This window comes from Cryobacterium sp. TMT2-14, from assembly GCF_004402465.1.
Lineage (GTDB): Bacteria > Actinomycetota > Actinomycetes > Actinomycetales > Microbacteriaceae > Cryobacterium > Cryobacterium sandaracinum.
In genome coordinates this window covers 47,228-57,532 of record NZ_SOFV01000034.1, presented here as the reverse complement: position 1 = coordinate 57,532, position 10,305 = coordinate 47,228, and the positions used below count along the sequence as shown (strand labels likewise).

The following is a 10,305-nucleotide window of genomic DNA, read 5'->3' as shown; positions in this document are numbered from 1 at the left end:
GGCCTCCGTTGCATCGTGTTGAGTGTGGTAACCCAATCGATACCGGAGGTCCTCACCTTTTTAGCTCACGCCACGCTCACAACCTGTATGGGAACAACACCTAGCGGATCTCACGGGTAATCAGCTGACGGAGGCTTCTGCGGCGCTGCGAGGTGACGGCCCAGGCAGTGGACACAGCACGATGAATTTTGTTATACCCGCCAGTTCGTTGAGTGCGGCGGCGTGGCTCCATAGGAAGATCCATATTTTGACCATGGCTGTGTCGGCCGACGACGGCATTGCAAACTTGTACATGCAGATTGCATAGGTTTCGGTGACGGAGGCGTCATACAAGGAGCCGAAGGCGAGTGCGTCACCGGCGGCTACTTGTTCGAGAAGCAAATGGTCGCCGGCACCGTCACGGGGGGACGCGGCTCCGTCTCGGCGGTGGCCATGGTGCGGTCCCGGACGCTCGAATGACGAGTGTAGACAAGGCACTCCCTGGATGTGGTGAGTGAATCCGCTGACAGGGCCTAGAGCAACGCAGAAAATCTATGTGACCCAAATGGGGTGTGTCAAGCCGGTTGATGACTCAGAAATCGGTCACAAATAACTTCCGAAACAACGCCCTTGACCATTGAGACTCACAGGCCTCGGTTTCAGCATCTGCAGGACATTAGTAATTCTCGTCAATTTGGCTTGCGCGCTGATCCTTTGCAACACGTCGAAATATGTGACGGATTATGTGACGAATTTCGGGTTTCTGGGCGATACGGACGTGATGTCACGTAATCGAACGTTTAGATGACAGGGGTCGAGCATGCACGTCGGATGCATGCGCGTGTCAAAAGCTGATGGTTCGCAGAGCACTGATCTACAACGAGACGCACTCCTGGCTGCCGGCGTCCCTGCAGGGGATCTCTACGAGGACCGGGTATCCGGCAAGAAGGACGGACGGCCACACCTGGCGGCCCGACTGAAGGCGCTGCGTCATGGTGACACGCTCCTGGTTCGGAAGCTGGACCGGCTCGGCCGAGACCACGATCATCCCGACCTCGGGCCCGGGGCGGCAATCGACTCCACCATTGACCGTGCGGGTCGTGGACTACACGATTCATGACGGACGCGACAACCCTGACGCCTACCGGCTGCTGACCACGATCCTTGATCCGGCGAAGGCCTCAGCGGAAGAACTCGCGACCGTGTACTCCGAACGGTGGGAGATCGAGTCCGTGTTCGACGAGCTGAAGTCTCACCAACGCGGTCCGCGCATGGTGATGCGGTCCAAATTCCCCGACCTGGTCAAGCAGGAAATCTGGGGGCACCTCTGTTGCCACTACGCGATCCGCACCCTCATGGTCGAGGCCGCCCAGCATGCTCACCGCGACCCTGACCGGGTCTCCCTCATCGCCGCACTCCGCATCGCCCGCCGTTCCGTGACTCAGGGCGCTTTTTTCCCCTCCGCGCCCTGACTACGCCAAAGCGGTCTGGCGCCATGCGGTACGCGCCCTGATCCGACGGCTGAACCCCGCGCGACGACGGCGTTCAAACCCTCGCGTCATCAAACGCAAGGTCTCAAAATGGCCCGCCAAACGCTTCCACCACGCGCACTGGCCACAACCCCTCCACGAGCCAGAAATCGCCACTCAACCGCTTAAATGAACGATATTGGGCTTGATAACTCGAACCACCGGCCGTCGGCTTCAAAGATCCGAAATAACGCCCTTCGAATTGGCACCGCAACCTCGCAGCGAGGGAAGTTTTCACGGTGAGTGCTTTCGTCGCAGAGACCGCCGCCGGGAACACTCTTGCCCGGATTGCACAGGACGCCGGATTCGGAAGAACCACGCTTTCTCGGCAATTTAAGGAACATGGAATCCAGCCACCTCCATGTGGTCGTCGCCCGAAAGACATTTCACGGGAGTTTCCCGTGCGGCACTACGTCGACCAGGGTGAGTCCGCCCGGGAAATTGCAGCGATCCTCGGGATGAGCCCGAGTGCTGTCCTCCGTAGACTCCGTCGGGAAGGCATCCAAACGCGTCCAAGAGGCGGCGCGAGGCTCATACCAGTTCAACTTCGTGCTTCGGACTCACGGGTGGACTCGCCTTCCGCCGAAAAGTTGGTCGTGACACGCCCCACTCTCGATTCTGGCATCGAGAGACGACGCATTTCGTAGCAGGCATGGAGCGTCCAAGCGCTAACGATGCAGCGGGTCTAGCTTCTTACAAGTTTCTGCTGCAGTGGATGTTGCATTAGTCGGTGTGCCGACTGGCGGCTGTGGAACGGTCACGATGGATCGAGTTGTGTGTCCTTCCGGATCCTTCTTGGCGCGAGCTCTCCGACACAACAAGATGATTGAGTTGACAACCACCGTGCCCAGGCCAATGACATAGCCAGGGATCCACCAGGCGCTCGACCGGTCCTCCGATCCCGGTGAAGTTGACGCAGCCGCGATGAAGCTCGCGCCCAGCGAAACGAACATCAGAGTTCCACCGGCCGTTAGCACGCCAACTTGAATCCGGTCAGCAGTTAATGTCCATGAAGAAGATGCTTTGACATAGTTTCTGATCAGCTGCGATCTCACTTCGCTGAGGGCGCTTGGTCTGGACCAGAGAGCTTCTCAATCGCAGACGTGAGTCGTTCAATTCGACCTAGACCGACGTTCGGCATGAAGGCGCCACCGACTGAGACGCCTATCGCGACGGCGGCTGTGATTGAAGCCACGATGCTCGGAATTTCCTCAACTGCTCACATGCCATAAGGGTATTGCCGGGTGATCTCACCCCTTGACCACCTGCAGGACAAGGTTGAGACACGGTCGAGGATAGTGACAGGAAGACGGGGATTGGCGCGGTGACAGGTGCACAGAATTCGCCGTGATTTCGGCAGTAGCCAATGACAACTGAGTCAGGAACCTACACACCCGCCGCAACGCGGTCATATTCTCCGGGCGGCACGCGAATCCCACTACGCTACGAACGGGGACGAAAGTGCCGTGCAAGCGTTCGGATCGGTCCGTTCTCGCTCGTGGCCGTTCGCCACGAAGGAGACGCGCGTGAGAGTCGGCATCGGACGAGAACGCCTGCAGGGTGAGCGCCGCGTCGCGGCGACCCCCGAGACAGTGACCCAGCTCACAACCCTTGGACTCGAGGTCCTGGTTGAGTCTGGTGCGGGCGCCCCTTCCGGTCACGGCGACGCCGCCTACACGGATGCCGGTGCCGCCGTTGTGCCGCACCTCACCCCGGGCGACCTCGATGTCTACTGCCACGTGCGCCCCCTCGCCCCGGAGTTCGCGGCTGCTCTCCGCCCCGGCACGATTACGGTCGGCCTGGCGTCGCCGGCCTCCGAGCTGGCCACGGTCGCCGCCCTGGCCGCGGCCGGCGCGACGGCCTTTGCCCTCGAACTGGTTCCGCGCATCTCGCGCGCCCAGTCGATGGACGCGCTCACTAGCCAATCGCTGGTCTCCGGCTATCGCGTGGTGCTCGAGGCGGCCATCCGATTCCCCCGCTTCTTCCCGCTCTACATGACCGCGGCCGGTACGATTCCGCCGGCTCGAGTGCTCGTGCTCGGGGCCGGCGTGGCCGGACTGCAGGCAATCGCCACGGCCAAGCGCCTTGGTGCCCGGGTCTCGGCCTACGACGTGCGCCCGGCCTCGGCCGATGAGGTCACCTCCATGGGTGGCACCTTCGTCGACCTCGACCTGGACGCCGTCGAGGGTACGGGTGGCTACGCCCGGGAGCTGAGCGTAGACCGTGCCGTGCGCCAGCGCGAACTGCTTGCACCCTACGTGGCCGCAGCCGACGTCATGATCACCACGGCGGCCATCCCCGGTCGCGCGGCCCCGCTTCTCGTCACGCACGAGATGGTGGCCGCGATGCGTCCAGGCTCGGTCGTGATCGACCTGGCCGCCGAGACCGGCGGGAACGTCGAGGGTGTTCTCGCCGGTGTGGACACCCTGGTGCCCACCCAGGTCGGTGACGGCTCCGTCACGCTCGTGGGCATGAAGGACGCCCCCTCCACGATGCCGGCGGACGCCTCGCGGCTTTTCGCCAAGAACGTGGCCAACCTGCTCGCTTTGATGACCGTCGACGGCACGGTGACGCCCGACTTCACGGACGAGGTCGTCGCCGGGGCCTGCCTGACGCATGACGGCACCATCCGGCACGAACCCACGGCCGCCGCCGTGGCCGCCGCCGCGACAGGAGAACACTGATGGATCCAATCACCCTGCTGACCGTCGTCGTGCTGGCGGTCTTCGTCGGCTTCGAGGTCGTCTCGAAGGTCTCGAGCACCCTGCACACCCCACTGATGAGCGGGGCGAACGCCATCCACGGCATCATCCTGATCGGAGCCATCATCGTCGCCGGGCAGACCCTGGAGCCGTGGCTGCTCGCGGTCGCCCTGCTCGCCGTGGTGATGGCCACCGCGAACCTCGTCGGTGGCTTCGTCGTGACCGACCGGATGCTCAAAATGTTCGCCCCCCGCAAACCGGCCGGCGCCGGCCCGAAGACCGATCCGAAGGACGCGACGAAATGAGCCTGCTCAGCCCCGAGTGGACCAGCCTGCTCTACCTGATCGCCGCGGTCTGTTTCATCTTGGCCCTGCGCGGGCTCTCCTCGCCGAAGACCGCCCGCCGCGGCAACCTGATCGGGGCCGCCGGCGCGCTGCTGGCCGTGATCACCGTCTTCCTCTCCGCCCGGATCGAGAACATCCCGGCCATCCTCATCGCCATCGCGGTGGGGTCGGCGATCGCCGCCCCCATCTCGCGGCGCGTGGAGATGACGCAGATGCCCCAGCTCGTCGCGCTGTTCAACGGCGTCGGCGGCGGTGCCGCGGCACTGGTCGCCATGCTGGAGCTCGGCAGCACTGACAGCCCGTGGAGCAAGGTGGCCGTGGTCTTCACGATGCTCATCGGCGCCGTCTCGTTCTCCGGCTCCGCGGTCACCGTCGGCAAGCTGCAGGGTCTGATCAGCTCCAGGCCTCTCATCTTCCCGGGCCTCGCGATCGTGATGGGCGGCATCGTGCTGGCCGCCCTTGTGGCCGGAGGCTTTGTCGTCGCCACCGGTGCGGCCGGTTGGGCTATCGGTCTGCTCGTGCTGGGACTGCTCGTCGGGGCACTGCTCGTGCTCCCCGTCGGTGGGGCCGACGTGCCGATCGTGATTTCCCTGCTCAACGCCTTCACCGGACTGGCCGTCGCGGCCTCCGGCATCGTTCTCGGCAACCTGCTCCTTGTGGTGGCCGGCACCCTCGTGGGCGCCAGCGGCACGATCCTGACCCGGGCGATGGCATCCGCCATGGGTCGCGGCGTGAACGGAATCCTGTTCGGGGCGTTCAAGGGCGGTTCCACCGCCGGGTCGACCGCCCAGAGCGACCGGCCCGTGCGCAGCTCCAATGCGGAAGACGTCGCGGTGCTGCTCAACTACGCCCAGCGCGTGGTCATCGTGCCCGGCTATGGCCTCGCCGTGGCGCAGGGCCAGCACACCATCGCCGAACTCGCCACCACCCTCGAGGCGCGCGGCATCGAGGTCGTCTTCGCCATCCACCCGGTGGCCGGGCGCATGCCCGGGCACATGAACGTGCTTCTCGCCGAGGCGAATGTGCCCTATGAGGCGCTCAAGGAGATGGCCGAGGTCAACCCCGAGTTCAAGAACACGGATGTCGCCCTCGTCGTCGGCGCCAACGACGTGGTCAACCCGGCCGCGAAGACGTCGCCCGGCTCGCCGATCTACGGCATGCCGATCCTCGACGTCGGTGATGCCCGGCAGGTGGTGTTCCTCAAACGGTCGACGCGTCCCGGTTTCGCCGGCATCGAGAACGAGCTGCTCTACGACCCGAAGACGACGCTGCTGTTCGGCGACGCCAAGGACTCTCTGACGAAGGTGCTCGGCGCGGTCAACGCGCTCTGAGTTCGGTGCCCGCCCGGCCCCGGCGCACAGGTCAGGGCGGTAGGGTTGCGTCAGGGATCCGACCCTGATCCCGATCGGGACGGTTCCGGTGCGAGGGAGGGCCATGACGAGCAGGTGGGCGCGATTCGGTCGCGGATGGCTGACCGCATCCGTCGCCGTCTTCGTCGCCGCCCTCTCGCACATCGCCGGCGGCGGCAACGCTCCCGGCTGGCTCAGCGTGGGTCTGGCCCTCGCCTTCGCGGGGATAGCGTCCGTACTGTTGGCCGGCACAAGCTTGTCGCTATTGCGTCTCTCCCTCTCCGTCGGGGTCAGCCAGCTTCTGCTGCACGTTCTGTTCGGCCTCGGCGGGGCCTCGAGCACGACGATGACGAGCACCTCCCATCACGGAGCCGTCACCCTGGCGGACGCGACCCCCCACCTGATGCACGCGGTCGGCGCCCTGCCTGGTGGCTGGATGTGGGTGGCACACGCCTTGGCCGCCCTCGTCACCATCGCCGCCCTGTACCGCGGCGAGAAGACGTTCTGGGCGCTGCTCGAGGAGACGACGATCCGTCTCATCGCGGTCCTGATCGAACGCCTCGCTCCGGCGCAGATCGGAACGAATGCGGCGACGCTGCACCCTGCTTTCCGCCGGGTCTTCGTTCCTGCCGATCTCGGCGTACTGCTCTCCAGTGCGCTCCGCCGCGGTCCGCCCCCGCGCACCCTGGCACCGTGAGGCTCTGACCTTCTCACTCGTGCGCTCGGATCCCGATGCGCTGCACCCTGCGCGCGACCCGCTGACCCGCTGACCCGCTGACACCTGGCCCGAGTGATTCCGTTCGACCTCGGTGAGGTCGCCGGCGTCTGCGCACCCGGCCACCGGCACGTCTGTGCCCGGTGAATCTGCCGTCGCACCGCCCCATCTCTTCCCTCCACGAATCGGAGATTTCAATGATTTCTGCCCAACCGCGACGCCCGGCAGCCGCCGTTTTCCTGACCCTGGCCGTGATCGCTCTGTCCATATTCAGCCCGGTGGCTCCGGCGGCCGACGCCCACGACCAGGTGGCGTTGACCGTGCCGGCCGACGGTGTGAACGTCGACCTCGCTCCCGCCGAGATCGCCATCACGTTCACGCAGGACATCCTCGAGGTCGGCGCCATCGTCATGGTTGTCGATACCGAGGAGAAGAACTGGGCAGAGGGCGACATGCGGCTCGACGGGCCGCAGGCCACCCAGCCGGTGGCGGCCGACCTGCCCGACGGTGCCTACGACGTGCGCTGGCGGGTCGTGTCCGCCGACGGTCACCCGGTCTCTGGCGCCTTCGCCTTCACCGTGGGCGCCGCGGCCCAGCCTCGATCACAGTCGACTGCGGGTGCAACCGCGGCGCCGGACCCGTCCGGCGACGCGACATCCGCCGCCTCGGAAGAGACCGCCGACGGAACGGGACTCGCGGTGGTCGCGGTGGGTCTCCTCGGTGCCCTCGGTGGACTGGCCGCCGTCGCCCTGTTCATTGCCTGGCGAGCCAGGCGCCCTGGCAACCCGTGAAAAACCTGAAGCACCTGAAGCACCTGAAGCACCTGACACGCCGCATCGTTTCCCGAGCACCCAACGCACCACACCAGGAGAACCCCTCATGAAGCTCAACACCGTTCCCACCCGATTCGTCGTTGCCGCCGCCGCTCTGATGCTGGCCCTCTCGGGCTGCGCCGGCGCGACCGAGGCACCCGCGGCGACGACCGACAGCGCCACCTCGGCCGACACCCTGGCCATGACGGATGCCTGGGTCAAGGCGAGCGAGTCCGGCATGACCGGCGCCTTCGGCCTGCTCGAGAACTCCGGACCCGACGACATCACGGTCGTCTCAGCCGAGACATCCGCAGCCTCGATGATCGAACTTCACGAAACCGTGGCCAACGACGCCGGCGACATGGTCATGCAGGAGAATCCGGATGGCTTCGTGGTGCCGGCCGGCGGCTCCATCGAACTCATCCCTGGCGGCCGCCACATCATGCTGATGGGGCTCACCGGCCCGCTCGCCGCCGGCGATGCGGCCGCTTTCACCCTCGACCTCGCCGACGGGTCGAGCCTGGACTTCTCGGCCCCGGTGAAGGACTACACCGGGGCCAACGAAACATACGAGGGCGACACCGAAATGGACATGGATACCGACAGCCAGTGAGTTCCCTCACAGAGAATGAACGGAGTGGACCGCCCGAATCGTCCGTGAAGTCGGGCCGCCGGCTCAGCCGGCGCCACCTTCTTCTGGATGGTGCCGCCGCCGGGATCGGTGCGGCCGGAGCCATGGGCATCGACCTCGTGGCCAAGGCCGGGATCGGCGGCTCTGCGGCTCCATCGGTACCGCTCTTTCGCGGCACCGACGCCGTTCCCTTCTTCGGGGTGCACCAGGCCGGGGTGGACACCGACCCGCAGGCCCGGGTCACGTTCGTGGCGCTCAACCTGCCCGCGCAGATCGACCGGGCCGCGCTGCGGCGGATGATGCGCATCCTGACCGACGATGCCGCCCGGCTCACCCAGGGCGAGGGCGCCCTGGCCGACTCGGAACCCGAGCTGGCCGTCGTGCCGGCCCGGCTGACGGTCACCTTCGGCTTCGGGCCTGGCCTCGTCGCCGTCGCCGGGGGAGAGGCTCCCGGCTGGCTGAGGCCCCTGCCCGCGTTCACGATCGACCGGCTCCAGCCGGAGTGGAACGACGGTGACCTGCTGCTGCAGATCGCCGCCGACGACCCGATGACGGTCGCCCATGCTACCCGGATGCTTCTGAAGGACCTGCGCTCCTTCGCGTCGGTGCGGTGGGTTCAGTCCGGCTTCCGCCGAGCAGCCGGTTCGGAGAAGCCCGGCACCACCATGCGCAACCTGTTCGGCCAGGTGGATGGCACCGCGAACCCGGCCGCCGGAACGGCCGACTTCAATGCCCTGGTCTGGGGCACGGCCTCCGGTCCCGGCTGGCTGGTGGGTGGAACCAGCCTCGTCCTGCGCCGGATCAGCATGAACCTCGACAGGTGGGACGGGCTCGACCGCTCGGGCCGCGAGTCCGCGGTCGGACGCACTCTCGCCGTCGGGGCGCCGCTCACGGGCACGAAGGAGCGCGACGAGCCCGACTTCACGGCGACGAACGCGCACGGGTTCCCGGTCATCCCCGAGTACTCCCACCTGCGTCGCGCCCGGTCGGAGGACCGGTCCCAGCGCATCCACCGCCGCGGCTACAACTATGACGACGCGCCTCAGGGTTCCGGCGTCTCCAACTCCGGACTGCTGTTCGCGTCTTTCCAGGCGGATGTCGACGCGCAGTTCGTGCCCATCCAGCAGCGCCTCGACACCCTCGACCTGCTCAACCAGTGGACCACCCCGATCGGTTCCGCGGTGTTCGCGATTCCGCCGGGATGCGCAACGGACGGCTACATCGGCGACACCCTGTTCTGACCGATCTGCGCACCGGGGCCCAGCGGGCGGCCAGGACCGCCCGCGTAGACTGTATCCGTCTCAACCCGCAATGAAAGAGGTCGTCGCGTGGCGAACGCCCAGGCTCCACACTCCACCACCGGCCGGTACTGGCCGGTGCCGGTGCTGCGGGCCGCCCTCACCCTTGTGCCGGCGGCCGCGATTACCTTCAACGCCGATCATTCGGCGGAATTCGGCCTTCTCGTGTTCGGCGTCTTCGCGCTTCTCAGCGGCCTCACGGTGGGTCTGCTCAGCCGGCGCACGCTGGCCGATCCGCGGGAGCGGTCCCTCTTTGTGGTGCAGGGCGCCGTTGGTGTCGCCGCCGGCCTCCTCGCGCTGCTCTTCCACGCGGGCGGGCTCGGTTTCTTCCTCCTCCTGGTCTCGGTCTGGGCGGCGGTGACCGGTTTTCTCGAGCTGTACAGCGGCATCCGTGCGCGTCGGCGCGACCCGGCCGACCGTGACTGGCTGCTGGTCGGCGCCGTCACCGCCCTGCTGGCCGTGATCTTCCTGCTGCTGCCGCCCAACGCAGTGGTGTCGGTCGGCCTGTTCGGCGCCTACCTCGTGATGCTCGGCGTTTACCTCGCCATCGCCGGGTTCTCCCTCAAGTGGTCCGGCACGGATGCCGCCCGCGCCCTCACGGCCTCACCCAACGATTCGGACACCCTGTGACCCAGAACACCCCGCGCACGCCCAGCCGTTCCGAGAAGCTCAAGCCGATCGAACTCGTCGGCTTCTCGGCCGTGATGGCCGTGTTCCTCGGCCTGGTCGTGCTGATGAGCACCCGGGACGTGGTGCTGGCGTTGATCGGCTTCGGCGGCACGTTCATCCTCGTGCTCGTCGTGATCGCGATGCTCGTGCTCGGCATGAAGCCGAACCCGGCCGAGAGGTCCGACCTCGACGAGCAGGACCGCGGCCTCTGAACGGAGGCGCCGTGCGTACTCCGACGCCACGAGCATTCTGACGCCGCGCGTGGGGTGCGCCGCTG

At 66.4% G+C, this 10,305-nt stretch carries 10 protein-coding genes and 2 pseudogenes; 11 read left to right on the top strand and 1 reads right to left on the bottom strand.

Features of this window, described 5'->3' with window-relative positions; translation table 11 throughout:
• Positions 1-120: 120 nt before the first annotated feature.
• A complete protein-coding gene (locus E3O28_RS16390; protein ID WP_166784814.1) occupies positions 121-381 on the bottom strand; it encodes a hypothetical protein in 261 nt (86 codons plus the stop codon).
• Between the two features lie 418 nt (positions 382-799).
• On the opposite strand from E3O28_RS16390, the pseudogene E3O28_RS12260 reads away from it, so the two are divergent.
• The 11 genes and pseudogenes from E3O28_RS12260 to E3O28_RS12210 all read left to right on the top strand — a co-directional run.
• Positions 800-1,018: pseudogene (locus E3O28_RS12260) on the top strand (recombinase family protein); the annotation flags it as partial.
• 55 nt (positions 1,019-1,073) lie between these two features.
• A pseudogene (locus E3O28_RS12255) lies at positions 1,074-1,451 on the top strand (transposase); the annotation flags it as partial.
• 1,583 nt (positions 1,452-3,034) lie between these two features.
• Positions 3,035-4,192: an NAD(P) transhydrogenase subunit alpha gene (locus E3O28_RS12250; RefSeq protein WP_104099785.1), complete on the top strand. Its 1,158-nt coding sequence runs from the start codon at positions 3,035-3,037 to the stop codon at positions 4,190-4,192.
• Positions 4,192-4,515, top strand: coding sequence for an NAD(P) transhydrogenase subunit alpha (locus tag E3O28_RS12245; RefSeq protein WP_104099771.1), 324 nt, complete (start codon positions 4,192-4,194; stop codon positions 4,513-4,515). The genes E3O28_RS12250 and E3O28_RS12245 overlap by 1 nt, the downstream gene beginning before the upstream one ends.
• Positions 4,512-5,885, top strand: coding sequence for an NAD(P)(+) transhydrogenase (Re/Si-specific) subunit beta (locus E3O28_RS12240; protein ID WP_134416184.1), 1,374 nt, complete (start codon positions 4,512-4,514; stop codon positions 5,883-5,885). The genes E3O28_RS12245 and E3O28_RS12240 overlap by 4 nt, the downstream gene beginning before the upstream one ends.
• A gap of 103 nt (positions 5,886-5,988) precedes the next feature.
• Entirely contained in the window at positions 5,989-6,600 is a 612-nt protein-coding gene (locus tag E3O28_RS12235) for a hypothetical protein (RefSeq protein ID WP_134416182.1), read from the top strand.
• A gap of 215 nt (positions 6,601-6,815) precedes the next feature.
• The gene (locus tag E3O28_RS12230; RefSeq protein ID WP_134342719.1) at positions 6,816-7,409 is read left to right on the top strand and encodes a copper resistance protein CopC; all 594 of its coding nucleotides are present in this window, start codon (positions 6,816-6,818) and stop codon (positions 7,407-7,409) included.
• Between the two features lie 88 nt (positions 7,410-7,497).
• A complete protein-coding gene (locus tag E3O28_RS12225; protein ID WP_104099767.1) occupies positions 7,498-8,043 on the top strand; it encodes a copper chaperone PCu(A)C in 546 nt (181 codons plus the stop codon).
• A gap of 44 nt (positions 8,044-8,087) precedes the next feature.
• Positions 8,088-9,302, top strand: coding sequence for a Dyp-type peroxidase (locus tag E3O28_RS12220; protein WP_241973119.1), 1,215 nt, complete (start codon positions 8,088-8,090; stop codon positions 9,300-9,302).
• Positions 9,303-9,389: 87 nt separating this feature from the next.
• Positions 9,390-9,989, top strand: coding sequence for a DUF308 domain-containing protein (locus tag E3O28_RS12215; protein WP_104099766.1), 600 nt, complete (start codon positions 9,390-9,392; stop codon positions 9,987-9,989).
• Positions 9,986-10,240 (top strand): hypothetical protein, encoded by a 255-nt coding sequence (locus E3O28_RS12210; protein ID WP_104099765.1) that lies wholly within the window; start codon positions 9,986-9,988, stop codon positions 10,238-10,240. The genes E3O28_RS12215 and E3O28_RS12210 overlap by 4 nt, the downstream gene beginning before the upstream one ends.
• Positions 10,241-10,305: the final 65 nt, after the last annotated feature.

Bases quoted from the DNA above. Each gene is read 5' to 3' on its own strand.
- E3O28_RS12240 (WP_134416184.1), top strand. From the start codon at position 4,512: ATGAGCCTGCTCAGCCCCGAGTGGACCAGCCTGCTCTACCTGATCGCC.
- E3O28_RS12235 (WP_134416182.1), top strand. From the start codon at position 5,989: ATGACGAGCAGGTGGGCGCGATTCGGTCGCGGATGGCTGACCGCATCC.
- E3O28_RS12225 (WP_104099767.1), top strand. From the start codon at position 7,498: ATGAAGCTCAACACCGTTCCCACCCGATTCGTCGTTGCCGCCGCCGCT.
- E3O28_RS12230 (WP_134342719.1), top strand. From the start codon at position 6,816: ATGATTTCTGCCCAACCGCGACGCCCGGCAGCCGCCGTTTTCCTGACC.
- E3O28_RS12245 (WP_104099771.1), top strand. From the start codon at position 4,192: ATGGATCCAATCACCCTGCTGACCGTCGTCGTGCTGGCGGTCTTCGTC.